The 24012-nt window shown below is 66.6% G+C and carries 19 protein-coding genes and 4 pseudogenes; 8 read left to right on the top strand and 15 right to left on the bottom strand.

The window, feature by feature from the left end; translation table 11 throughout:
* The first annotated feature begins 169 nt into the window (after positions 1-169).
* Both OHS59_RS43915 and OHS59_RS43920 read left to right on the top strand, forming a co-directional pair.
* On the top strand, positions 170-1018 hold the full coding sequence (locus OHS59_RS43915; protein ID WP_328498935.1) for an SDR family NAD(P)-dependent oxidoreductase: 849 nt from the start codon (positions 170-172) through the stop codon (positions 1016-1018).
* Positions 1015-1791: an enoyl-CoA hydratase/isomerase family protein gene (locus tag OHS59_RS43920; RefSeq protein WP_328498936.1), complete on the top strand. Its 777-nt coding sequence runs from the start codon at positions 1015-1017 to the stop codon at positions 1789-1791. Before OHS59_RS43915 ends, OHS59_RS43920 begins: the two co-directional genes overlap by 4 nt.
* A gap of 84 nt (positions 1792-1875) precedes the next feature.
* Here OHS59_RS43920 and OHS59_RS43925 read toward each other — a convergent pair whose 3' ends face one another.
* From OHS59_RS43925 to chvE, 5 genes and pseudogenes are all read right to left on the bottom strand, one after another.
* Entirely contained in the window at positions 1876-2109 is a 234-nt protein-coding gene (locus tag OHS59_RS43925) for a peptidoglycan-binding domain-containing protein (RefSeq protein WP_328498937.1), read from the bottom strand.
* 403 nt (positions 2110-2512) lie between these two features.
* Positions 2513-2887, bottom strand: a complete 375-nt coding sequence (locus tag OHS59_RS43930; protein ID WP_328498938.1) for a GDSL-type esterase/lipase family protein — start codon at positions 2885-2887, stop codon at positions 2513-2515.
* 241 nt (positions 2888-3128) lie between these two features.
* A pseudogene (locus tag OHS59_RS43935) lies at positions 3129-3283 on the bottom strand (transposase); the annotation flags it as partial.
* 129 nt (positions 3284-3412) lie between these two features.
* A complete protein-coding gene (locus OHS59_RS43940; protein ID WP_328498939.1) occupies positions 3413-4828 on the bottom strand; it encodes an RICIN domain-containing protein in 1416 nt (471 codons plus the stop codon).
* Positions 4829-5523: 695 nt separating this feature from the next.
* On the bottom strand, positions 5524-6612 hold the full coding sequence (gene chvE, locus OHS59_RS43945; protein ID WP_328498940.1) for a multiple monosaccharide ABC transporter substrate-binding protein: 1089 nt from the start codon (positions 6610-6612) through the stop codon (positions 5524-5526).
* A 925-nt stretch (positions 6613-7537) separates the two neighbouring features.
* Between chvE and OHS59_RS43950 the strand changes: the two genes are divergently transcribed.
* A complete protein-coding gene (locus OHS59_RS43950) occupies positions 7538-8035 on the top strand; it encodes a hypothetical protein (RefSeq protein WP_328498941.1) in 498 nt (165 codons plus the stop codon).
* Positions 8036-9423: 1388 nt separating this feature from the next.
* On the top strand, positions 9424-10008 hold the full coding sequence (locus OHS59_RS43955) for a 3'-5' exonuclease (protein ID WP_328498942.1): 585 nt from the start codon (positions 9424-9426) through the stop codon (positions 10006-10008).
* Positions 10009-10134: 126 nt separating this feature from the next.
* Here the strand turns inward: OHS59_RS43955 and OHS59_RS43960 are convergent, their stop codons facing one another.
* From OHS59_RS43960 to OHS59_RS43970, 3 genes are all read right to left on the bottom strand, one after another.
* Positions 10135-10521 (bottom strand): fic family toxin-antitoxin system, toxin component, encoded by a 387-nt coding sequence (locus OHS59_RS43960; protein WP_328498943.1) that lies wholly within the window; start codon positions 10519-10521, stop codon positions 10135-10137.
* Positions 10518-10817 (bottom strand): type II toxin -antitoxin system TacA 1-like antitoxin, encoded by a 300-nt coding sequence (locus OHS59_RS43965; RefSeq protein WP_328498944.1) that lies wholly within the window; start codon positions 10815-10817, stop codon positions 10518-10520. The genes OHS59_RS43960 and OHS59_RS43965 overlap by 4 nt, the downstream gene beginning before the upstream one ends.
* Positions 10818-11012: 195 nt before the next feature.
* Positions 11013-11189, bottom strand: coding sequence for a hypothetical protein (locus OHS59_RS43970; protein WP_328498945.1), 177 nt, complete (start codon positions 11187-11189; stop codon positions 11013-11015).
* Positions 11190-11389: 200 nt separating this feature from the next.
* Here OHS59_RS43970 and OHS59_RS43975 point away from each other — a divergent pair, with 200 nt between their 5' ends.
* A complete protein-coding gene (locus OHS59_RS43975; RefSeq protein WP_328498946.1) occupies positions 11390-12289 on the top strand; it encodes a response regulator transcription factor in 900 nt (299 codons plus the stop codon).
* Positions 12290-12385: 96 nt separating this feature from the next.
* On the opposite strand, the gene OHS59_RS43980 is transcribed toward OHS59_RS43975, so the two are convergent.
* From OHS59_RS43980 to OHS59_RS43990, 3 genes are all read right to left on the bottom strand, one after another.
* The gene (locus tag OHS59_RS43980; RefSeq protein WP_328498947.1) at positions 12386-12685 is read right to left on the bottom strand and encodes a hypothetical protein; all 300 of its coding nucleotides are present in this window, start codon (positions 12683-12685) and stop codon (positions 12386-12388) included.
* A 45-nt stretch (positions 12686-12730) separates the two neighbouring features.
* The gene (locus OHS59_RS43985; protein WP_328498948.1) at positions 12731-13198 is read right to left on the bottom strand and encodes a hypothetical protein; all 468 of its coding nucleotides are present in this window, start codon (positions 13196-13198) and stop codon (positions 12731-12733) included.
* A gap of 1008 nt (positions 13199-14206) precedes the next feature.
* Positions 14207-14683 carry a MarR family winged helix-turn-helix transcriptional regulator gene (locus OHS59_RS43990; RefSeq protein WP_328498949.1) on the bottom strand — a complete coding sequence of 159 codons (477 nt, stop codon included), beginning with the start codon at positions 14681-14683 and terminating at the stop codon, positions 14207-14209.
* 86 nt (positions 14684-14769) lie between these two features.
* Here OHS59_RS43990 and OHS59_RS43995 point away from each other — a divergent pair, with 86 nt between their 5' ends.
* Entirely contained in the window at positions 14770-15660 is an 891-nt protein-coding gene (locus OHS59_RS43995) for an alpha/beta fold hydrolase (RefSeq protein WP_328498950.1), read from the top strand.
* 231 nt (positions 15661-15891) lie between these two features.
* On the opposite strand, the pseudogene OHS59_RS44000 reads toward OHS59_RS43995, so the two are convergent.
* From OHS59_RS44000 to OHS59_RS44010, 3 genes and pseudogenes are all read right to left on the bottom strand, one after another.
* Positions 15892-16338: pseudogene (locus tag OHS59_RS44000) on the bottom strand (ATP-binding protein).
* A gap of 592 nt (positions 16339-16930) precedes the next feature.
* Positions 16931-17054, bottom strand: a pseudogene (locus tag OHS59_RS44005) (IS5/IS1182 family transposase); the annotation flags it as partial.
* A gap of 201 nt (positions 17055-17255) precedes the next feature.
* A complete protein-coding gene (locus OHS59_RS44010) occupies positions 17256-18992 on the bottom strand; it encodes an endo-1,4-beta-xylanase (RefSeq protein ID WP_328498951.1) in 1737 nt (578 codons plus the stop codon).
* A gap of 492 nt (positions 18993-19484) precedes the next feature.
* On the opposite strand from OHS59_RS44010, the pseudogene OHS59_RS44015 reads away from it, so the two are divergent.
* Positions 19485-20675 (top strand): annotated as a pseudogene (locus OHS59_RS44015) (SMI1/KNR4 family protein); the annotation flags it as partial.
* 991 nt (positions 20676-21666) lie between these two features.
* Here OHS59_RS44015 and OHS59_RS44020 read toward each other — a convergent pair.
* On the bottom strand, positions 21667-22329 hold the full coding sequence (locus tag OHS59_RS44020) for a TetR/AcrR family transcriptional regulator (protein ID WP_328498952.1): 663 nt from the start codon (positions 22327-22329) through the stop codon (positions 21667-21669).
* A gap of 213 nt (positions 22330-22542) precedes the next feature.
* Between OHS59_RS44020 and OHS59_RS44025 the strand changes: the two genes are divergently transcribed.
* Positions 22543-23997 (top strand): MFS transporter, encoded by a 1455-nt coding sequence (locus OHS59_RS44025; RefSeq protein WP_328498953.1) that lies wholly within the window; start codon positions 22543-22545, stop codon positions 23995-23997.
* Positions 23998-24012 lie beyond the last annotated feature (15 nt).

A 24012-nucleotide genomic window follows, 5' to 3' on the forward strand; every position in this document is an offset into this window, starting at 1 on the left:
GGATCATTGAGCCCGCCCCGTCTTCCGAGCGAGCCGTGATTACGCCAACCGGATGGATTGCCGGTCAAGTTCACTCCCAGGAGGAGATCGATACGGGGCTCGGCGGGGACGGGTGCAACGATCGCCGCGGATTCCGGTAACTGAGCGACAGGTGAGGGGGCGTGGTCCGGTGACGGTCATCGCGCAGACGGCGGGCGGCTGTCCGGCCGCAGGCCCGACGGACAGGACAGCCGAGGCCGACGAGAGGCTCGGGGCCGCGGTGGCCCATGAGCGGCCGGCATCGGCGTTGCTGGCCGGCCGGACCGCGGTCATCACCGGCGGGACGACGGGGCTGGGCAGACAACTCGCCGAGGGGTTCCTGCGAGCGGGGGCGCGCGTGGTGTGCGGGGCGAGGGGGGATCACGGCATCGGCGAGATCATCGACCGGTACGCGGACCGGGCCGCGTACGTGCCCTGCGACGTACGGGAGCCGCAGACCCTGGAACGGCTGATGGCCGAGACCACGGATCGGTTCGGCGGGATCGACATCGTGGTCGCCAACGCGGGCATCACCCGCAACAACACCGTGCGCCGCCTCAGCCCGGAACACTGGCGCGAGGTGATGAGCACCAACGTCGACGGTGTCTTCCACACGGTCCGAGCAGCCCTTCCTCACCTGGAGCGCAGCGTCGGCGGCACCGTCCTCACCGTGTCCTCCGCGATGACCTCGCATCCCGCGGTCGGCGCCAGCGCCTACATCGCCTCCAAGGCGGCGATCGAGGCGTTCACCCGCTGCTGCGCCGTCGAGTTCGCCTCCCGGCGGATCCGGGTGAACTGCCTGGCGCCCGGCATTCTGAGCGTGGGCATGGGCGAGGCCGTGGCGGCGGACGAGCGGCTGCGGCAGATCTACTGGCCACGCCTGCTGGCCGGACGGCAGGGTTCCCCGCAGGAAGCGGTGGACGCGGCGGTGTTCCTGGTCAGCCCGGCGGCCTCGTACGTAAATGGCCACGTCCTCGGCGTCGACGGAGGCGTGCTGTGACGGTCTGCGTCCGCTACGAGGACGGCCTGGCCCGGGTATGCATGGACCGTCCGCCCCTCAACCTGTTCGACGCCGCCCAGCAGCGGCGCGCGGACGCCGCTCTGCGCGAGCTCCGCGGCCGAACCGACGTGCGCGCGGTGCTGTTCACCGGTTCGAACGGCCACTTCTCCGCTGGTGGGGACGTGGCGGAGATGGGCACGCTGACTCCGGCGGAAGTGGCCGACTACGCGGCCCGCATCAGCCGGCTGACGCGCGAGGTCGCGGCCCTGCCCGTCCCGGTGATCGCCGCGGTGGAGGGGTACGCGCTCGGTGGCGGCTGCGAACTCGCCCTCGCCGCCGACGTGCGCGTCTGCACCCCCACCGCCCGTTTCGGCCTGCCGGAGATCCCGCTCGGCCTGATTCCCGGCGCCGGCGGAACCCAGCGCCTGCCCCGCCTGGTCGGTCTGTCCCGGGCCAAGGACATCCTCTTCTCCGGCCGCCAGGTCGACGCGGCCGAGGCCGAGCGGATCGGCCTGGTCGACCAAGTTGTCCCCGAAGGCGCCCTGATCGAAGCGGCTCGGACCCTGGCACGCCGCTACACAGCGGGTCCGCCCGACGCTCTGGCTGCCGCCAAGCGCGCGATGGACGCCTGCCTCGACGGCCCGCTCGATCAGGGTCTCGATCTCGAACTCGCCCTCTTCGCCCCTCTCCTCAGCGCGGGAAGACGCACCGCACACTTCCACCGCTTCCAGAAGGCGGCCGAACCGCGAGCCGACGAGACCGCTCTGACCTGACGGCGGGCCGTTGGTGCGTGCTCCCTCGGGGCGATGAATCAACCGCAGTTCGGGTGCCATTTTCGTGGGTTACCGGGTGGTGGGTCAGCCGTATGTCAGTTGCAGCTGATCCGCGCCCCGGTTTCCACGCTGTAGTGCGCACTTCATCGCGCTTTGCGTGTCGGGGCCGTAGTCGCCGTCCGTCGCGACACCCACCTTCTTCTGAACGGCGATGAGCGCCGACAAGGTGAGGGTTCCGAAGACCCCGTCCGTTGTCAGCTTGTATCCGTGACAGGAGTTGAGGTTCTTCTGGAGGGCGCGGACTGCCGTGCTGCTCATTCCCCGGTCCAGTCAGCAATTGGTCCAATCGTTGTTGCGTAGGGCATGTACTTGTAAGAGGTGGGTTTTTGACCTTTTCATGCATGGTGACCCTGTAGCTGCACGGGGAGTTGGCCGCGGCCGCTTTCGGTTCTTGGGCGGATCGTCCGAGTTCCTTCAGGACGGGACTGCGGCGCGAACGACGCCATTCGTGAACGCGGGGCGGTGTAGAGGAAAGGAGAAGCAGTCAGGGCCGAGGCGAGGCGTCGTGCGTTGCTCGGCCGACAAGGCCGCCGGCTGGAATCGCGCGACCTGTCGACTGTAATTGGCTGCGCGGGAGCGGGCCTTGGCCGGTACCTGGCACGGGGTGCTGGGCGGTCGCTGGTCGTCAGTGTTGCGGGGACGCAGTCGGCTCACCCGTTGGTCAGGGGTGTGAGCGGGCCGACCTACGGGCGCTGACGTCATGCCCCGCTTCGAACTCCTCCACGGAAATCACATAACCCTTCGGGTGCAACGAGTGCCAGCCCATGTCGTTGGCCCCAACGAGGATTGACACCACGTCAGGGCGGGCGTCGAGTACGTCTGTCTGCCGGCGGGCTTCGAGGTCCATCACCTTGTGGCCGCCGACGCCGGTGTTCAGCCAGGTCACGGGGCGGTCCCGGTGTCGGAGTCCCCACTCGCCCGCGACGCGCAGCGGGTAGCCGAACCCGAGGCCGTCTTCGCTCGCCAGCCGTTGGCAGTCGGTGATCGAATCACCGGTGAACATCACTGGGCTTCCCGGTCGGACAGTGATCGTCATGTGCGCTCCTTGAACTCGGGTGAGGAGAGGACAGCGGAAACCCGTAGGCGGATGGGCGCCCGCAGCAAGACCTCTCGAAAGGTGTCGGACCCCACCGACAGCGCCGATATGTCGCCGACACCGCTGCTCCGACGCCCGATCACCCCTGATCGAAGCGACGATCAGCCAGGAGGGAGAGCGTTGCAGGTCTCAACCCCGGGGACCGTCTCGTCCGATTCCGCCTCCAAGCCCTGGGACAGATGGCAGGTAGGAAGAAGGTCCGTTTGAGCTGCTTGTTTCCCACCGGGAGGGCTGTTTGCCGCGGATTGAGGAGCCTGAGCAGCGGGTCGCCGGGACGAGGCTCGCACGGGCGGCGAGGTGGCCGACGGTCGGGAAGGTGCTGCCGTCGTCGACCTCGAAGTCCCGCGGCCGAAGCACACGCATCGACCGGGAGGCCAGGCGCTCCTCGGATACGACGAACGCCGGTGAGCGAGAGCAGTTCCAGTTCCGGCCAGCCTATCGGCGGCGCGCAGACCGCGCCGTGCCTCAGCCTGCCGCGGGTTGGATGATCTGCCACTCCTGGTCGTCGGTATTGGTGCAGTAGAAGATCAGGAGGCGCGTGTTGTCCGCGCTGGACCTGTTTCCGCCGACCTCAAGGCACTTGCCTTTGCTGGCGAAGTTGCGGATCCAGTAGGCGCCGCTGTCCTGCTTGTCGATCCACCACAGCTGGTTGTCGTCGGTCGTGCCGGCGCAGTCGGATTCGGAGATCGCCGCATGGATGGGCTGGGCCCCGGAGCCGGGCAGGTCCATGCACAACTGGTCCTTGACGTTGCGGATCTGGAACAGGGGCGAGCCGTCGGGGCCGAGCTCGGGGTAACGCACCTCAAGGTCCCAGAGCTGGTTGCCGTCGGTGCTCTCATCGCACGTGAACTGCTGAACGCGGCCGTCTTTCACACCCTTCCCATTGCCCGGGATGTCGGCGCACCTCTTCGTGCCCGTGTTCCGCAGGAGGACGTTGTTCGCGGGCACCACGCTCTTGGGCGCCTCTTTCGTCGTCGGCGACGGGGCGGACCCGCCTCCTCCAGCACCGTCGGACGCCACCGGTGCGGGCTGGGCGGGCTCCGACTCGACGGACGGGGCCTTCGGAACTTCGGGGGTCGGCGTGGGGGAGGGAGGCAGGGTACTGATGCCGGCTTCCTGGAGCTTCTCCGTGGCGGAGCTGCGTACTTGCGGCTTGTAGGCGATCCACAGCATCACGAAGGTGATCGCGAGGGCCATGAAGACACCGAGGAAGGTGGCGAGCCAGCGTGGCAGGAAACTCCGCTGGATGTAGGTGCCTTCGACGTCCAACGGGTCCACGCCGGACCGTTGGACCGCGAGGGTGTAGGGCCGGGACTCCTTCGACCCGAACCAGCTGATCTGCCTCGGCTTCAGCGTTGCCTCGACGAACGCCGCCCGCCCGGGCTCGATCTGCACGTTCGACGGGTAGATGTCGTACGAGAGCTGGTCGCCGTTGTCGCTGCCGCTGACCGACGCCGTCAGCTTTGTATTGCCGAGGTTGTCCACGGCCAGCTTCGGACGGCCCCGGAAACGCCCCTTCACCGTCGGCGGCACCAGCTCCGCCCGCACCTCCGTGAACGCGGTGATGGTGAGGTTGCCCTCGGGGACGGTGGTCGCCTCCGGGTGTTCGGTCGGCGTGATCCGCACCGCGTACGGGTTGGGTCCTGCCGTCGCGTCCGGCGTCCTCGGTGGGGCGAAGGTCAGGTCCACCGAACCTGTCGTCCCCGGATACAACCGCAGTGCCTGCGGCTCCACTCTCGTCCAGGGCGCCAGCGGACCGACCGCCTCGAAGCGGTACTCGTCCACCACGTCACCGGTGTTGCGCAGACGCAGCCGCACAGTCGTACTGCCACCCGGGTCCACGGTCGCGGAGGCGGGTTCCAGGGATGTCCAAAGGCTCACTCCGGGAGATTAAACGTATCGTCCGTACCAGGTCAGGAAGCTCCGGGGCATGATGGATGCCCGAAGAGGCGACGCCCAGTGCCCCGACATTGGCAGGGTCTGCGTGACATCCGGCGTCGCTTGGGTGCCCCACCCACAGGAAAAGAGGCAGCCTGTCCACTGGCGATCAGTGTCCGCCGACGACTGGAGCGTCGCTGCTGCCGCAGTCCGTGAACCGCGGGCCATCCTCACGTCGGCCTTCAGCGAGGAGAACGGCAACTCGTCGAGTTGCGGCTGTGCTTCGTTCACGGCGCAGCATTGTCGGCCTCACTGCACACCGGCCGGGCGATTTTCGGGCTGTCTCAGCCATCTTCACGAGAAAAACTACAGCCCCGTTGCGTACGCGACCATACCAAGCGGAACAAAGCCCGCTCAGACCTGCACAGCCGCCCCGCCCCCCGGCCTGCACAACCCTGTACCCCGCGCCCCACCTCACTTCTGCAGAAGGCTTCTTCGCTCACTCCGAGCCCTCGGCCGACCACGGGGACCCGGCCATCTGCACTGGCGGCCCTGGAGGCGAGGCCATCTGGCGATAAAAGCCTGCAGAGCTGTCCCGGTCCTCGACTACGACCTCATCAACTCACCAGATGGCCGAGGGCGAACCGGCTCGCAGCCACAGTGAACTCACGGGTGACCTGGAGGCGCCGGTCGCACTGCTATTTCAGCTCATCCGCTGTGTAGTAGCCATCCTCGATGAGCGCCTTCACGTAATTCGACTTGTCGACATCGACGGGCGGCAGCAGGTAAGCGGGTACCACCTTCACCAGATTGTTGTAACTCTTGGTGTCGTTTGTTTCCGGCTTTTTGTTGTTTAGTTTCGCGTCGACCATGTTGGCGGTCACTTTGGCAAGTTTCCGTAGGTCTTTGTAAACAGTCTCCGTCTGCTCGCCCGCCATTATCGACTTCACTGAGGCGAGTTCGGCGTCCTGGCCCGTGATGACTGGCCAGGGTTTTGTCTTGGTGCCGTAGGCGTCCGACTTGAGCGCGGATATGATGCCGATGGAGATGCCGTCGTAGGGCGAGAGTATTGCGTCGACCTTGCCGTTCTTGTAGGACGAGGTGAGAACGTCCTCCATGCGCTTCTGTGCCGTGGCACCGTCCCATCGTAGAGTGGTGATCTGATTGAGCTCGGTCTGGCCGGACTGGACGACAAGCTGTTTCTTGTCGATGTAGGGCTGCAGAACCTTCATCGCACCGTTGAAGAAATATCGCGTATTGTTGTCGTCGTTCGAACCCGCGAAGAGCTCGATATTGAATTTCCTCTTGGACCCATCTTTCAGGCCGAGCTTCTTGGCGATGTATCCGCCTTGCAGCTCGCCCACCTTTTCGTTGTCGAAGGAGGCGTAGTAGTCCACGTTCTTGGTGCCCAGGATGAGTCGGTCGTAGGCGATGACCGGTATGTCGGCGTCGGCGGCCTGCTGGGTCACGTTGTTCAACGATTTGTTGTCTATGGCTGCGATGACCAGTGCCTTGACGCCTTGTGTGATCAAGTTCTCGATCTGGGAAACCTGCTGATCGGGGTCGTCCTCTCCGAAAACCAGTTTTACCTTGTAGCCTTTCGCCTCCAGTTCCTTCTTGACGTTCGCGCCGTCGGCTATCCATCGCTCGGAGGATTTCGTCGGCATCGCGACGCCGATGGTGGCTCCCTTGGCGTTGTTCTCATCGTCTTCGTTGTCGTTCTGTCCGCAAGCCGAGAAAACTAAAGCGAGAAGCACTACTGAGGGCAATGCCCTGAGATTTTTCATGCCGAGAGAACTCCTAGTATCGCCGTGGTCCGTCGGAGCTTCCGTTCGATATATCGACAACTGTTCGAGGGCTGTCGCGGACCTTATGAGCCGCCCTTCGGAGTGTCAAGCAAGCACGCGATAACTGTTTCGCGCGTTCCGGAGGCTCATCAGTCACACAAGGCAACCGATCCCTCCGGTCGCCTCGGTTCGCTTCCTGAGTCACCTGAGGGTGTGTGTTGCCAGTGATCACCGACGAACGTGACTGTCTCGTCGAGCGCTGTCCGGCCCGTACAGATGCCATCCGCTGTGATGTCCTCGAACGTGGTGCAGCCCGGCTCGTTCCGCTAGCTGCGCGGACATCACCCACGCCCGCCAGTTAGGCCTGGTCACGCTCCTGGCCGACGGACCCGCGGTCGAGATCCTCGCCGATGCGGCTACCAGGGCCTGGGTGGGCAGACCGGCGGTCGGGTGTGACCCAGCCGATGCGTGCTCGCGACCAGATGAGGCCCAGCGGTGCACTGTCGACTTCCATGCCCCAAGCAGGGCGGCAGGGCCTGCCAGGTACAGCAGTCGGCCAGGACATGGATGATGGCAGCGAATCATCGCCTCGTCATCGATGTTGGCCACCCCGCCGCCTTGCAGTGGCACCCGTGCCGACGGCAGCAAGGGCCTGGTGATTTCCCATGGCCCGCCCGGCCCGATCCATCCCCACCGTCCGTTCTCCATGGCTCGTCCAGCGAACAACTGACCATGCAGGACACGGTCTAAAACAGCTTAAATCTGGCATAGCTCGTTTTCCCTGACATTGAAGCTTTCGCGGTCGTAGCGTCTGCGCGACGTGTTCGTTCTGCTGTCAGGTTGGCACTTCGGGCGGGGCTCGACGGTCGTATGCGGCTGTTGAGTCCGGGCGGTGGGGTGCTGCCTGCTGACGAGAGGGAAGCATGTGGTCAGCCTGCCGATACCCCAGGGTCCGCAACTGATCGTTCAGTCGGTGACGGGTATGCACATCACTCCGTACGGGTGGGTCGACGGTGATGTGCCGGCTGTTGTGTGGCGGGATGCCGCCACGACGGCGTACAGGCAGTCGCAGTGGGAGTTCATTCCCGAGCCCGGTTACGGGGAGCGCGTCTTGCGCATCAGGGATGTCGCCTACAACAAGGACACCGGTGCTTTCGATCGGAATCTCGCCCTCATCGCGGAAGCTCCCGAGGACGGGGCGGCCGTCGTCTCATGCAGGAGCGACAGCAAGAGCGAGAGGCAGCTGTGGTGTCTGGTCTCCATGGACCTCGCCCAGGCGGACTTCGTGATCGTGCCATTGGGCAATGACGGCCTGGCGGTGGCCACGCGCCAGAGTTATCAGGAAGGGAACGCCGTCCTGCAGTGGGAGGAAGTCGGGCCGTGGACGGATCAGTTCTGGCGCTGGCAGCGAGTGCGGGGCTGACCGCGGCTGCTTCGCGGCACCCGTACTGTTTGCCGCCACTTGGGCTCGTGCCCGCCCCGCTCGCGGCGCCAGCGGGCACGGGCCCAGATGCGGCCACATGCGAGGGCTTTTCAGGCTGTGACGGATTGGAGTATGTCTCCCGAGGCCGACAGGGGATCAGCATCGGTAGGTGGTGCAGGAGTGCCTTGGGGGGCGCGGTGTCATTCGGCACGAGCCGCCAGGGCTCCTCCGCACACTCCACACGTGTGTCGTATGTGCTCTGCACAGGGATGCGGTGCCGGGCAACACGCGTCTCGTGCGACTAAGAAAGACCCCCCTTAGCCGTTTCCGACGGTCAGAGGGCCGATGTGGGTGGCCAGCCAGGCGGGAAAGTCCCTGCTTTTGGTCTGTCACTTCCGCAGTACAGCAGCGGCTCCCAAGCGTTCGAGCAGTTCACGCCAGCCCGAGCACGGCCATCGCCGGCCGCGCCACGGTGCCGGATCGGCCACCTCATCCCCGTTCCGGGCAGCCTCGACGGGCGCACGACGCACCGCCTGCGGGCACCGTGCCCGGCTGAGGCATGTCACTGTGCCCCGACCCCGGCGGTACGTATTTCCCGACCCGCGGACCGTGGGTTCGGCCATGGCAGTTCGGTGTGGTGAGGCACGTCGGCGGGAGACCGGTGGGCTGATATGCGTCGAGGGATTCGGCTGCGGTGGGCGGGAGTTGGCCGGCGTCGGTCAGCGGCAGCAACTCCGCGCGCGCCTCGTGACGGATACGGGGGCAGCGGCGAGCGGGAAGGCCAGGAGGGCGGCAGCCGTGACTGAGATCGTCGAGAACGTGAGTTCTTGCTAGCGGTGCTCGGCTGCGACCCGCCCAGACTTGGGCCTCTCCTCACCCGGGCGAGGGCAAAGGTCGTACAGCGGGGGCCACCGCTTGACGACCCGACCGCGGTTCGGGGGCGGCAGCTCGGGGGAGTGTACGACGTCGTGCTCGCCGATCGCATCGCGAAGAGAAACCGGCAGCGCCCGGCGACGCGAAGTGTTCAGAGCACAGTTCCGAGATCGATGTCCAAGGATTTGGGCGTCACTGAAATCTGTTGTCAGGCTGTCGGAACCGCAGAAAGACTGGCAGCCAGTCGTGGCGGCCTGACCAAGAACGTGCCGGCCGCCGGATCTCACTGGCCGCCTCGTCCGGCCCAAGATCGGGCAGGAACAGGCCGATCCGATTCGCCAGTTCCTCCACGAGCCCGGAGCGGCCACCGGGCCGATCGCCGGGCGCAGAACGCGAACGCGGCGGGCAGGCGGCGCCTTTCGGCGCCCTTGGCCGGATGTCCTACACCCCTGGGGCCGTTCTGCAGCCTCGAAAACCGGGTGTGCCCGCCGCTGCGCCTCCCTACGCTTCCTGCCATGGACAGATCTCGGGCAGAATGCCTGGTCAACGTCGTGGATGTCGAAGCAACCTGCTGGGCTGGCTCCCAGCCGCCGGGCGAGGTCAGCGAGATCATCGAGATCGGGCTGACGGTCGTCGACCTGCGTGCCGGAGAGCGCCTCGCCCGGCACCGGATCCTGGTGAAGCCCGCCCGGTCCATGGTCAGCGAGTTCTGCACGGAACTGACCGGTCTCGCTCAGCACGAGGTCGAGCACGGGGTTACCTTCGCCGAGGCGTGCCGGCTGCTGGCGGCCGAGCACCGTGCAAGTGCGAGGCCGTGGGCCAGTTGGGGCGACTACGACCGCCACCAGTTCACAGAGCAGTGTCAGGCGACGGGGACGCCCTACCCCTTCGGACGCAGTCATACAAACGCCAAGGCGGCCTTCACCGAGGCATACGGTCTGCGGAAGCGTCCCGGCATGGCGCGGGCCCTGGAGATCGCCGGGCGGCGGCTCGAAGGCCGTCACCACCGAGGCGAGGACGACGCCTGGAACATCGCGGCCCTCGTGCTTTACCTCGGGGAACGGGGCGCCTGGCCGGCCGCGGCAGAACACCCCGCCTGACGCACCCACCCGACTTGAAGGCCGCCCTGCCAAAGTCTGGTCACCCCACCTCAGCTCCCCCTCTACACCACCGGCTCGGTGACGATCGACCAGCGAACTCCGAGAAGACCCAAGACCCCCACAGGGTCAGGAAACGCTCCACGCACGCAACTGACGCCCGACCAGGCCAACCCCCATCCGACCGGAAGCCGCGTCCCGTACCAGGGCGACCGCCTCCTTCGGCGGATACTCCAGACGGCACCCGTTCAGCACCAGATACGCCTCCGCGCAGTGCCACGCGAACGCCTCGTTGGAGTGCTCCAGACACGACAGCCGCGCCAGCGTCTGCAACAGCGCCGCCGCCTTGAGATACAGCGACCCATAGACGTCACGCTCCATGGCCCGGGCATTGACCCGGGCGACCGCCGCGTACAGAGGACCGTAATCGTCCACCTGCGGATCGCCAGGCAACAACTCGGCAGCATGCAGCAGGAAAGTCACATCAAGAGGATGAAGCGGCTCGTGCTGCGTCACGCGGCGTGACCCCGCTCCTGCTGCTCCTCAAGATCATGCCGCGCGGCGAGCTCTGCGGCACGCCGCTCCTCATCGGCGTCGGCCACGCCGGCCGCTTCGGCGAAGGCGTCCCCACTGCGGGCCATCGACTCGCCGAAGGCGTCGAGGAAGTGCCTCTCTACCGCGGTGGCACGGGCGTAGGCAGCGGACAGGATGTATTCCTGCAGGCTGACGCCCTCCTGCCGTGCTGCGGCCTCGATCGCGGCGCGCTGAGCCGGATCGGGGAAACGTAGGTTCATCGCTTTGGGCTGAGACATGGTACCGATGGTATCGCCGGTACCATGGATGTGGCCACCCCGTACGCGGCACAGAAGTGCCTGTGACGGGAGGCTCCAAGGGGCGTTTTGTCCTGACAGGGGTGTTCTCGGCGGGGGCGTCCGTATCGAAGGAACCGAGCATTCATCAGCTTCGGCTCCTTACTGTGTGCCGTAGATCAGGCGGCCGCCCATGCGTCAGGCGATCTGGCCGTCGGCGCGCAGGCTCAGGGGCGCAGTTATGGCGGTGGGTTGCGAGGCTTGTATCGAGACCCTCAGGTAGCCGTAGATGGGAAGAGTGCCGTCGTCCTCGTGCACATCGCCGCCCGGGTGGCCGGTGCGTTCTCCGGGGTGTCGGTTCAGCGGTGGTGGCACGGTTGTGTCCGCCGCCGGAGTGGATCTGGATACGGGAGCGGCCGCGGTCGTTGACGTTGAAGGTGTCGCTGTGGGACCGGCCACCGGAGCCGCGGCCCACGGTCTTCTGCAGCACGAGGCGGGAACGGCGCCGGTGCTGGCCACGCCGTACATCACTACGGCCTTGGCCGAAATTTCGCACTGAGGGGCGTCTGAGAAGCGTGTCTGAGAAGCCGGTGGACGAAGGCCGGTTCTCGCAAGACTCTGGGGACATGGCCCCTTTGCCTGCAGCGGATTATAAAAGAATACTTGATCTCGCTGTCGCTCTATTCGAAAGTGAAGATCCTCAATCGATGTGGCATCTCGTGGGCGAGGAGATAATTTCGTCGCTGCACGCTTCGACAACGATCTTCGTCGAGATGCATCATCGGATACAGACAGGCACTGCAGACGCTTGGGCCCCGCAGTGGGTCGGCGGCACTCCGCTCTCGGATCTGGTTCATCGGCGGATGCGGCAAAAGCATCCCCTTTTCGTCTATGCGTCACAGGGGGAGAAGAAGCCCGTCACAGTCGAAGATGTCATTGATCTTCGCACATGGCGCCGCTCCGACCCTTTTCAGGAGGCGTATGAGATTTATGGCACCACGCGGCAGATGACGATACCGCTGTTCACTTCCCCAGAAACGATTCGAGGTTTCATTCTCGGGCGTGCGGGAAAAAACTTCGACCAGAAAGAACTTGAATTCGCGCAGCAGATACAAAGGCTGCTTGTCGGCGTCGACCGCCATTTGCTCCACTTACGGAGATTGCAGAGTTCTCGGACAGATTGCGGAGCGAAAAGTCTGCATGGGCGCGCGGAGGAGTTCGGAATCACCTTGCGTGAGCTCTCCATACTAAATCTCCTGGCCGAGGGTCAGACCGCTGCGGGGATCGCACGTAGGCTGGCCATTTCACCACATACAGTGAACAGGCATCTCGAAAAAATTTACCGCAAGCTCGACACAAACGATCGCTTGACCACCGTTCTGGTGGCCCAGCAGCTCGGATTGGTGAGCAGTCGCAATACGTATCCAAGTCATTTGCGCCGTGCCGCCTGTATAGGGAAGTATGGCGATATGTGACTGTCAGGCGGGCCGCAGCAGCAGACCGGCCCGCCGGTTCAGAGGCCGACGGGCCGGATATGGATTCTGGTGCAGGCTGGGCCGATGGTTGACCGCTCAGCGGTACACCCAGAGTGCCCAGACGGGCCACCCTTCGTAGACGCACTGGTAGGCGGCGGCGAATCCGTTGTCGACCATGTACTTGCCGTTCGCCTCGCACGTCTCGCGGTTGAAGAAGGCAGTCCACCGAATCCACTCCGCCGCAGACACGGTGGACGTCAGTTCGGTGTCACGCACGGAATGCTCGGGCATCGAGGATCGATGGGCTGCGGCGGATGCATCCGTGGCGGGAAATACTGCGGCGACTGCGAGCAGAATGGTGGCCGCCGCCTGGCGCTTTCGCGTGCTGTTGAGCATAGGGGCCTCATCCCTTGCGGTGATTCCTGTTGATGTGGCGTGGGCTCATGAGATCCACACGGCCAGATGCCACGGAGCGGTACCACCAACCCAGTGGCAGTACGCATATCCTGACGGAAATGCGGCGCTGGCATTGATGCAGTCCTGGTAGTAGTAGTACGCCGCAACGTCTACCCAACCTGCCGCCGTCACGTTGCTACTGGTTGCGGAGACCTCCTTTTGTGCACCAAAGGAGTCGTTGGGAGAGAATTCGACGGCAGACGCAGGAGAAGCCGCCAAGATTCCGACTGTGGCAGTCGTAGCGAGCACCATCATCGCGCTGGCACGCACGATCCCTTTTCTGATGTCCAGTTCCCTCATTGTTGCCTCCCTGAGATTCAATCGGTCGAATGGAAGGCTGCCGCAGAAAATGATGATCTGGTATAGGAAGCTTTTCCTATACCAGACGTACAAGTTGAGGAAGTGACGACGTAGAGAGTCGCGCAGGTGCTGATGTTGAGATGTGCGGGTCACGGCCGGCTGGAAAGGAGACGCCTGCTTCGGCAGCCGATGGCGGCTTGGCCTCAAGCGGTGACAGGGTTAGGTGGCGGTGTCCCCCTGTGGAGTGGCGGGGGTGTGGTCGCGGGGGTCCGCAGGCGTGCCGTCGAAGCACTCCAAGCATGAGCCGAGACGCCGGAGCGGAAGGCACCGGTGGTAGCGGCGACGGCACTTCGGGCACTTCGGGCACGTCTGGCGTCGAGCCATAGCCTTGTCGAGGGCGGCTTCCTGCGCCAGCGTCGGCACCCGCTCGGGAACGGCGAGGTCGATCCGATACAGGAGGGGTGACCCGCTTGCCGCCGCGGCATTCAATCTGGGCGACGGGATCGTTGCCACGGCCGCGGCTCAGACCCATCGCACGCAACTGGCGACGGGTGGCCAGCTGTTCGGGGGCACGGCGCCACGTGCAGGTGGGGGTCGAACCGGAGCGGGTGGTGTGCACGTCGGCGTCCCGGACGACCGGCTCTTTCGCCCACCTGTGGTGCAACAGGACCCAGCCCGGACACGATTCGCAAAAGGCGTGACACGGAGTCGCTGGTAGGCGATTCGGTGGCGTCTGCGGTCGGGTACCAGCCGGTGACCCAGAAACCGGTCTCCTGGCCGGCTGCAAGCAGAGCCAGATCACGATCACAGGGTGGCTACCGATCGGCCATACACCTGGCTCCACCCCGCATCGGACAAAGGGCCGCGCCGTCGATCAACCTTGTCGGGGGAGGAGGAACCAGCCGGCCCGGTGCTCCCAAACCTACGACGACACCACGCCCACCCACACGACGACGAGCCCATCCACGTGGAGCCGAAACAAGCTGGAATGCCGACTACCCCCGGCGGGACCGTCCGGGTGGCCAGCTCGGGCATGAGCAGGTGGGCCGGCATTCCGGTGGCGTGAAGCGGTTGTACAAACGCGAATTCCTCGGCCCCGCCGATGTCTCCGGCGGTCCCGAAAACGCCGCCGACCGGCCGACCGTGGTCCTCGGTTGACCGCTAGCGCAGTTCCTGTCCTGCTGCCCAGCCCGGAGCGTCGAGGTTGATGGGCGAGTTGCCGACGAACTGGGCGAGCTGCGTTTCCAGCTCGGCGAGTTCGGCGGCGCCCAGACGCACTTCCCAGCGGGCCCGCACCTCGTCGAAGATCGCCGTGCCCGTGGTGATCAGCCCGATCCCGTGATCGGTGATCCGGATGTTCTTGCGGCGGCTGTCGGCGGGGTCGGTCTCGGTGGTGACGTACCCGCGTTCTACGAGCGCGGCGATTGTCTTCGCCGCGGCCTGTTTGGTGATGGCGAGTCTGCGGGCCAAGTCCGAGGCGCTGTCGGCGCCGGCTCGGATGGCCCGGATCGCGTACTCGTGCGACGGCCGGGCGTCGGGGTACCCCCGGGTCGCCAGCTCCCGGACCACCTCGTCCACCAAATTGCGATAGCTGCCCAGGAGCAGCAGGGCGAGATCGGCGCCGGATCGTGAGGACATGACCACAGTCTAGATCGTCCTTGACCTGGACAACCAGGTTGACCACCACTACAGTCAACCTGATTGTCTATCTTGGGAGTCACCGCATGACCAGCTCTTTCGTGACCGCCTCGCCCGCCGTGGCGGGCGTCACGCACCACACCGCCGAGGTCGACGGCACCACGTTGCACTACGTCTCGGCGGGCGACACCGGCTCCCCGATCCTGCTGGTGCACGGCTGGCCGGAGACCTGGTGGGCCTTCCGCGACGTCATCCCGCTGCTCGCCGCCACCCACCGGGTGTTCGCCGTCGACCTGCGAGGCTTCGGCGACTCCGGCATCGCCGACGGCGACCACGACTTGGCCACCATGGCGGAGGACCTGCACCGGCTGGTCGCCCACCTCGGCGTCGGGCCCGTGCACGTGACCTGCCAGGACGTCAGCGGCGGGCCGGTCTTCGCGTTCGCGGCCACGCACCCCGGCGACGTCCTCAGCTTCACCGGCGTCGAGACCACCCTTCCGGGGTACGGCTGGGAGATGCTGGCCGACGTGAGGAACGGCGGCTCCTGGCACGTGGGATTCCTGGCCGCCCCGGGAATTCCGGAGCTGTTGCTGGCCGGCCGTGAGCGAGTGATGCTCGACTGGGCCGTCTCGGTGATGACGATGGTGCCGGGCGGGGTCACCGAGGCCGACCTCGACGAGTTCGCCCGCACCTACGCGCGGCCGGGCGGCTGGCGCGGCACCGAGGGGCTCTACCGTTCCTCCCTGACCGGCGGCGACCGGATGCGGGTACTGGCCGAGTCGCGGCCGCTGACCGTTCCCGTGCTCGCCGTCGACGGCATCAACGCCCCCTTCACCGGGCGGACGATGCGCCAGGTCGCCGGCGACGTCACCGCGGTCACGATCCCGGACGTCGGGCATTTCGTCGCGCAGGAGGCGCCCGCCGCCTTCGCCACCGCGGTCGGCGACTTCGTCGACCGCGTCGACCGGAGCCGCTGAACGGCCGAACCCTGCACGGCCACCCTCCATGCCCTCTCCAGCCTGCCGCTGACGCGGCCTCGAAGCCGGGGCAGCACCGTTGCCTCCCGGATTCGTGCTGCCGAGGTGGGCAACTCCCGTGCAGGCAACGCGTGTTTCACCGGCACTGCGTGTTTCACCCGCGGACACGCCGTCCGCTCGATCGACGCCACGAAACCACCATCCGACCAACCAGTCGGACAAAGGCCCCCGCTATTGGGGGTGGCGTCCGCTGACAGCGCCGCCCGGGTCGTCCAGCAGGGCGATGCGGACGGTGACGCGTTTGCCGACCGGTTCCTGCTGCACCTCGAAGCCCTGCGCGACGGCCATCACGATCTACAGGCCGTGCTGGCCGACTCTGCCCGCATCCGCGGCGCGGGCCACCGGCAGGACGGGGTCGCTGTCCCACACCGCTACTTCCACCGCGTCCCCGGCGATGCGCAGTTCCATCAGGGCCGGGCCGGGGGCGTACTTGCGGGCATTGGTGACCAGCTCGCTGACCACCAGCCGCGTCAGATCCACCGCACGGGCGGACACCGGCAGCCCGTACTCGGACTGCACCCGGGTGAGGAAGTCGGCCGCACGCCGGCGCGCTTCGGCGATGACGGAGCCGTCCCCGTCCAGGGCAACCGTTTCCTCGATCACCAGGGCGTTCTGCACCACGCCGCCCTCCGAACAACCATGGGCAGAGGGCAGAGGGCAGAGGGCAGAGGGCAGAGGGCAGAGGGCAGAGGGCGGGGAGAAGGAAGCCGGCCCGCCCGTTCCGCCGAGCGGCAGAATTCAGTCGCAGGTGGCTGCTCTGGGCCCCTGAGCAGCCTGCGTGGGCGCTTCCGGGACGGCCGCCCGGCGCGCTGATGCAAGAGACGTCGTGTCCCTGCCGGCCAGCTCATCCTTCAGGCCGATGTTGGGATCGCCCTCGTCCAGGACCTGGCGGGCCTGCGCCGCGTTGTGCGCCCGGCCTTCCAGTTCGCCAGCGCCGATCTTGCCGTTGTCGTAGGGGACGGTGGATCCTTCGCCCAGCCCGCGCCATTGACCTCCCTGGGCCCCGAGCAGGAGTCCTCTTCCCAGATGACGGCGATGACGTAACCGTGGCCCGCCTGGATGCGAGGGCTGTGAGCCTTGATCACCTTGGTGCGGGTGGCAGTTTCACCGCCGGTGAACTGCCGCCCCATGGAGGGGCGTTCCCAGACGGATGCACGACCAAAGCACCGTTGAGATCATGTGGCAGTGGGTCGCATCGTCGGCAATAGTGGTCGTTTCGGTTGCCCGGCAGCGTCCTGTCCGACCACAACGGCCAGGCGAGTGCCGGCATCGATGACGACCTGGTGATTGGTGGAGTACCGATCGTTCTACGACTGCTCGGCCACCGTGCGATCGTGGACGGCACGTTGGTGCCCTCCCGCAATCATACGGTGGATGTGAATGGGTGCGGTGGTGGCACTGGGTGAGTCTCAGCCGGGAGGGGCGTTTGCAGCTCGGTCCGGGCGGCCGTAGTGATCATGGCTGTCGTGGAGTGACCAAGCTGCTGCCGTCAGCTGCCAATCGGGAGGATGATCGGCTGCCAGGGGCGTACCTCTTCACGCAAAGGCCTCAAGCAGGCGCTCGTACGCCAGCTTCGGCCGCAGGGCCGCGTCCCACGGCAGGGAATCGGCCGTGCGCGGAGGATAGATCTTGGTGTCGGCGGTGGAACCGTACCGGTCGGTGAATCCCCATGTGGAGAAAGATGTGCAGTTCGGCTCCTCCAGGCAGACCCGCAGCTTGCCCGCCATCTCATCAGCCTGGGTCTGCCGCCCGTCCTCCTCGTCCTCACCTATGGGGACGTCCATCTCCGACACCCGCGCCTGAACCCCGAGCTCCGCCAGATCCCGCACATGGCTGCGGAATGTCTCCGGGTCGATGCGGTCGCCGGGTGCGTACTCATGGTTCTGGAAACCCACGCCGTCGATCGGTACGCCGCGTTCCTTGAGCCGCGTGACCAGATCGTAAAGGGCGTCCCACCGCTCGCCTTCCTCCTCGACCCCGTACTCGTTGAGGAACAGCCGTGCCTTCGGATCGGCCCGGTGGGCGGCCCTGAACGCCTCGTCTATGTACTCCTCGCCCATGGCCTCGAACCACGGGCTCTGCTCGGAGCGCAGACCGAGATCCCCGTTGGTGTAGCTCTCCTCGTCGTCGGACATGGGCTCGTTGACCACATCCCATTCCGCGACCTTTCCCTTGAAGTGCCCGGCGACCATGGCGATGTGCCGGAGCATGGTCCGGCGCACCTCCTCGGGGTCGTCGTTCTCCCGCATCCAGTTGGGCAGAGCCTCGTGCCAGACGAGGGTGTGCGCGTGCACCTTCATGTCGTTCGCGCGGGCGAAGCGTACGAGCAGGTCCGCGTCGCGGAAGTCGTAGGCGCCCCGGCGTGGGTGGAGGAACTGTGGCTTGAACGCGTTCTCGGGAGTGAGCATGGAGAACTGGCTCCCCGCGAGCGCCCGGTAGCGTGAGTCGGTGAGCAGAGGGTTCTCGGCCAGGGCGGTGCCGACGTCGAACGGCCGCCCCACGTCTGCGGCCCGCGCACGCAGCGAGTCGTCGGACTGCTCCTGGCGTAGCTGCGGCGCCTTGATCACGCGGAGCGAGTCACCGCTCTCTGCCCGCGCGATCAGCTGCGTCAGACGCCATCCCTCGCGGTGCTCGTCGTCGCCCGCGTCCGCCTCCAGACCGAACCAGACAGTGCCCTCGGCGAACACCCCCGGGTCCTGCACGGTTCCCAGCTGCCGCCCGTCGGCCTTCACGCGGAAGGTGTCACCGATGCTCGACACGGCGAGCGTCACCGTCCCGGAGCAGCCGCAGTCGAAATCCTTGGAGGTGGCCGGCTCATCGCCCTCGCCGTCCCATATCTGTACGCTCACTTGTCCGTCGGCGGTCACGCCGACGCGAAGTGAGGGCCGCTCCTGCCGCCACTCGTCGTAGATGACCGGCACCCGCCCGTACAGCCGCAGCCATGAGTCGCCGCCATCGTCACCCACACCGGACATGCGCGCGGTGACGGTGAAGTCGCCACCGGACCTGAGATGCGGGCCGGCCAGGTTCAGCGGGGGATTGGGCTGCCCGCCGGAGGAGTCCTGCTCCACGATGCGCCGATCCGATGCGCTGACCCGCAGGATGTCGTTCCGCGCGGTGGTGCCCGGCATCTGCGTCCAGTCGTGGTTCCGCAGCAGGTCTTCGTCGTTTCCGCCGCCCGCGCCTTCGCCCTGCCCCGTACACCCGGCCGCCACCGCCATGACGAGCACCACGGCGGTCAGTCGCCGCCACGTCCCCCCACCAAGGTCCATGGTCCCTCCCACTCTCTTGTTCGAGACGAGATCAACGTCTCGAAACCGGGCCACAGTTCATCACACATGAGGTACGGCGGCCTTGTGTGGCACGTCCCGGCTCGTGTGGTGGAGCGGGCCCGGATCGTTGTGTTGCGGCCTGCGCGGAAGGCGCGTCAAACACGCGTGTGCCAGCGGACTTCAGAGTATCCACGGACACGGTACGCAAGTAGCGCTCACGGTTCGCTGGCCGGCGGACGGTGGGACTGGCGGACGAGCCGCGGCCGGGCCGACACAAGTCAGAACCGGTACTCAGCGAGGCTGAGCATACGGAGGTGACGCGCTGGGCGTAACAGGCGATGACGACCGGGCCGGGATCGGCGCTGGGGCTGTTGGTGTCGACATAGGTGGTCGCGTCTGTCGACGGTGCCAGTGCGAGCTGCATGGTGGCGCGTTGTCCTCCTGGTTGCGGCCCGCACGGCACTGTCAGTGGCGGATGGCAGCATCGGACGCATGACCATCCCCATAACGTTCAACTGGCGTCCCTTTCTGCTCAGATGGAGCGGAGAGTGGGCGGATTCCGTGCCGATCGGCAAGACGCTGAGCGCGGGCGACGAAGCCGCTCGGCAGGGACGGTGGCTGGGATTCCCGCCCGCGTCCGAGGAGCTCATCGCGGCCATGGAGGAGCGTCTCGGACGGCGGATGCCCCCTTCGTACCGGGAGTTCCTCAAGGTGAGTGACGGGTGGCGGCATGCCGGCGGCTTCGTGTCCCTACTGGCGGGGACGACGGCGGCGCACTGGCACGACAACGAGTCGGGCCTCGCCGACATGTTCGAGGAATACCAGGACGAGGATGCCGGCCCCGAGGAACGGCAGGAGGCCGACATCTGGCGGCGCGGGCTGCAACTCGACGTTGCATCCGACATCACGTACGTCCTTCTGGACCCCGGGGACGTGGGGGAGGACGGTGAGTGGGCCGTGTATACGTGGGCGAGCTGGCGAGCGGAGGCGCCCGAGCGGTACACGAGCTTCTACGAGTTCATGCGGGACATGTTCCGGGAGTTCCACAGCCTGCACGCGCGGCCCGCCGACGGGGCCCCGCTGTTCGCCAATGAAACCACGCGAGAGATGGACGCCGTCGTGGAGCAGGCCCGTCTCGATGCGCTGCGCGGCGACTGGGAACGGGCCGTGAAAGCACTGGATGAGGCCAGGGCGTACGGCAGACCCCGGGCCACCGGTCTGGGGGATCAGATACGCCGACTCCTCGGGCAGACCTACACGGTGTACTTCCAGGATTTGGTGACGGATCCGCAGTACGCGCCCGAGTTGCTTCCGGTGCTGGTCGCCGAACATGCGGAGCACCGGTATCGGGACGACTCCACGCTGATGTTCCATCTGCAGGGGGCCGCCGAGGATCTGGTGTCACTTGCGTACGCGACGCTGGAACAGGTGCGGGACGGTACGTACCGGTACACGGCGGCCGGGCCGTTCGGGCAGGCGGTCGAGCGGGCACGGGAACAGGCGCGACGGGCGGACACCGACGCGGCATGGAACACGCTGCGGGACGCGCTGCCCCTGTGGGAGCCGCTGGGGCCGGATCATCTCGCGCCGCTGGGCTGGGTGGCCGATCCCCTCCTCCGTCCGCTGCTGACACCTGAGCGGGGCCGCGAACTGCTGTCGATTCCACGCGGCCGGGAAAACGGGTGAAGCCCCGAACCTGTGCGGCAAGGCCCGGCTGGGCGTAGGCGTGCGCCTGGACGACGCAGTCGACCGCCCACCGCTGCGCGGGAGTGTGCCCGGCGCTGAGCAGGCCCAGGAGCCAGGCGCGGGCACGTCAGTCACCAGCAGGGGGTCGGCCGGGTCGCCGGCTTCGATGAACTCGCCGACGACGGCCGCCGCGTGCTCCACCGGCAAGGGGGCGCCTCGACGCGATCCCCCAGCCGGGCGGTGACACAGGGGAGAGATCTCGCGGCGGCGTGACTTCGGCACCCGTCCCCACGGCGCGCGCCTGTACGTCCTGGACTTCGCCGGGCCCGCTCCTCGCGTGAAGATCGGCCGAGCCCGCAGCACCGCCCACCTGAGCAAGCGCGTGCAAGGACGCCTGGGGGAGAGCTCATGGTGTAGCCACATCGGCTGCGCCCACCGCCTCTCGACGCACCAGGAGCAAAGGGCTCCAAGGGTGGGTAAGAGGAAGCATCACCGGTGTGAGTGAGCACGGACGGCCTGGGTGCTGGGACGCTCGGGAGAATACCCAGCAGGGGCCACGGCAGCCACACCCGCATGGTCAGTTCACCGTGTGCATCCTGCTGTTCCTTCTGTCACGCAGCCTGACGATCGAGTCCAGCCGTCCGCCGGGTTCGCGCTTTACAGGCTCACGCACTGTCCATGGCGTCCTGGAGACGCTCTGCACCCGGTTGCCTGGCCCTGCGTCGGGTGTTGTCGAATCGGGTCCCGGGTTTCACTGCCCCAGCGCTGCACGTACCGGACAGACGAGCACGGGAGTGCTCTCTGCCGCCTTCTTGCAGCTTGTTCTGGGTTCCACACGGTGTGTCGGCTGCGGGACGGTGAGCGGGTGACGGGGCGTCGAAAGGGATCGCATCGTTTTCTGGATGCGCCGCACGCAGCGCGATGCTCCGTTCGCGCATCTTTCTGTCGGCGGTTCGGGATGCGCGGCGGATGAGTGGAGCGGCTGGTGTCAGCAGTTTCGAGGTCGACTTCCGGCTTGAAGGCGGAGACCCTCAAGGGTCAGGTCCAGAGCGGCGATGAACTGGTCTCGGTCGTCGTGCTCCGCGAACTCGTCGGCGATCTGGTGCACGAACGGGAAGTTCGTGGCGTCGAGTGAGCGCCATGTCTCGGCGAAGCGGCCGAGGAACGCGTCGCGGTCCACGGAACCGTCGAGCAGCTCCTGCGGCACTTCCACGCCCAGGTCCGCAGCCGTGCCGACCACGACGCCCGTGATCGCCGAGACGGCGTGGAACCGCTGCCGGGGTGTGAGGTCCAGGCGCAGGGTCTGCTCACCGAGCTTCTCGTACAACCGCAACGAGTTGCCCTGGATGTCGGTGTTACGCATGAAGTAGGCCGACAGCCACGGCCGATCCACGATCGCGTCGAACAGGGTGATGGCCATAGCGCGCAGGTCAGCGATCGGATCCTCGCTGTCGGGCTGCTCCTCGACGACAGTCAGGACCCCGCCGATCGCGTGGTCGGTGGCGCGGTCGAGGAGCTCGTCCTTGTTCGAGACGTACCAGTAGATGGTGCCGACGCCCGTGCCGAGCCGGGTGGCGAGGGCGCGGAACGTCAGAGCCGATCCGCCTGCCTCGTCGAGCAGGGCCACGGCCGCGGTGAGGACGGCCTCCATCGAGTGCGAAGCGCGCCTGCGTCCTCGGGGAGGTCCTTCGGCGGAGCGTGTTCGCGGGGGTGTCATAGCTCTCATCCAATCACAGCTTGCATGACATCGAACGGCGTTCTACCGTAGAACCACGTTCTATCATCGAACAACGTTCGTTCATCGAATCGCGTTCCACATCGGGCGTCGCCCGATGTGCGGCGACGCTCTGGAAGGAGGCCGGCCATGACCGCGACCACCGAGCCCGTTGTCTCCCGTACCTATCCGTCGCTCCGCGCGGCATGGATCCCGCTGGCCGCACTCTGCCTGGCCTTCTTCGTCGAAATGGTCGACAACACGCTGCTGTCGATCGCGTTGCCCACGATCGGCCGTGATCTGGGCAGTGGCACCACCGCCCTGCAATGGGTCACCGGCGCCTATTCGCTGACGTTCGGCGGCCTCCTGCTGACGGCGGGATCCATAGCCGATCGCTTCGGACGCCGACGCGTGCTGCTGATCGGCCTCGCCGTGTTCGGCCTGCTGAGCCTGTGCGTCGTCGCCGTCGACTCCGCCGGGCAGCTCATCGCCCTGAGGGCCGGACTCGGCATGGCCGCCGCGGCCATGGCGCCCATCACCAACTCGCTCGTCTTCAGGTTGTTCGAGGACCAGGCGCTGCGCATGCGTGCGATGACCTTGATGATCATCGTCGGCATGTCCGGGTTCGTCCTCGGGCCTCTGCTGGGGGGTACCGCACTCGCCCACGCCGGCTGGCAGTGGCTCCTGCTCGTCAACGCGCCGATCGCGCTGATCGCGGCCATCGGCGTGCGACTCGGCGTCGCCGCCGACCGGCCCGACGACCTGACCAAGGACCGGCTCGACCTGCCCGCCGCCGTCCTGAGCGTGCTCACCATCGGCCTGGCCTGTTACACGCTGACCAGCGGCGTCGAGCACGGATGGCTCTCCACCACCACGACCGTGTCAATCCTCGGCGCCGTGGCCGCGGGTATCGCGTTCGTCCGGCACGAGCGCCGCAGCAAAGCACCCATGCTGGACCTCACGATCTTTTCCAGTGGAACTGTCCGCGGCGCGGCCATCGCTCAGATCGGCACGTCCATCGCGATGGCCGGCGTGATGTTCGGGCTCATCCTCCATTTCCAGTACGCCTACGGGTGGAGCCCCGTGCGGGCAGGGCTGGCGAACCTGCCGATCATCGTGACCATGATCGCCGCGACACCTCTGTCGGAATGGCTCGCGAAGAGGTTCGGTCACCGCATCGCCTGCATGGTCGGCGCCGCCTGCCTGGCCGGCGCGCTGGCCGGCCTCGCCTGGGGCGTCGACCACGGGTACGCAGCCATCGCTGTGTGCATGGTCGTGATGACCATCGGGCTGCGCACCGTCATGACGATCTGCGCCATCGCCCTGGTCGAGTCGATGCCGGAAAACCGCACCTCGATCGGCACGGCGCTCAACGACACCGCCCAGGAAGTCGGAACCAGTGTCGGCACGGCCATGGTCGGCACCCTGATCGCCGCCCTGGTCACCACCCGGCTCCCCGCAGGCGTGTGGAGCAGCAGCCTCGTGCACTCGTTCTTCCACGGCGAGCGGATCACCTACGCCGTACTGGCAGTGATCGTCGGCCTGGTCGCGGCGGGAGGCGCCGCCACCCTCACCGACTCGCACTCCGTCGAAGAGCCCGCCTGAGCAACCCTCGGCGAA

It is taken from the genome of Streptomyces sp. NBC_00414 (genome assembly GCF_036038375.1).
Classification (GTDB): Bacteria; Actinomycetota; Actinomycetes; order Streptomycetales; family Streptomycetaceae; genus Streptomyces.

Bases quoted from the DNA above. Each gene is read 5' to 3' on its own strand.
- OHS59_RS43965 (WP_328498944.1), bottom strand. From the start codon at position 10,817: ATGTCTCAGCCCAAAGCGATGAACCTACGTTTCCCCGATCCGGCTCAG.
- OHS59_RS43995 (WP_328498950.1), top strand. From the start codon at position 14,770: ATGACCAGCTCTTTCGTGACCGCCTCGCCCGCCGTGGCGGGCGTCACG.
- OHS59_RS43930 (WP_328498938.1), bottom strand. From the start codon at position 2,887: ATGACGATCACTGTCCGACCGGGAAGCCCAGTGATGTTCACCGGTGAT.
- chvE (WP_328498940.1), bottom strand. From the start codon at position 6,612: ATGAAAAATCTCAGGGCATTGCCCTCAGTAGTGCTTCTCGCTTTAGTT.
- OHS59_RS43990 (WP_328498949.1), bottom strand. From the start codon at position 14,683: ATGTCCTCACGATCCGGCGCCGATCTCGCCCTGCTGCTCCTGGGCAGC.
- OHS59_RS44010 (WP_328498951.1), bottom strand. From the start codon at position 18,992: ATGGACCTTGGTGGGGGGACGTGGCGGCGACTGACCGCCGTGGTGCTC.
- OHS59_RS43980 (WP_328498947.1), bottom strand. From the start codon at position 12,685: ATGCTCAACAGCACGCGAAAGCGCCAGGCGGCGGCCACCATTCTGCTC.
- OHS59_RS44020 (WP_328498952.1), bottom strand. From the start codon at position 22,329: ATGGAGGCCGTCCTCACCGCGGCCGTGGCCCTGCTCGACGAGGCAGGC.
- OHS59_RS44025 (WP_328498953.1), top strand. From the start codon at position 22,543: ATGACCGCGACCACCGAGCCCGTTGTCTCCCGTACCTATCCGTCGCTC.
- OHS59_RS43955 (WP_328498942.1), top strand. From the start codon at position 9,424: ATGGACAGATCTCGGGCAGAATGCCTGGTCAACGTCGTGGATGTCGAA.
- OHS59_RS43925 (WP_328498937.1), bottom strand. From the start codon at position 2,109: ATGAGCAGCACGGCAGTCCGCGCCCTCCAGAAGAACCTCAACTCCTGT.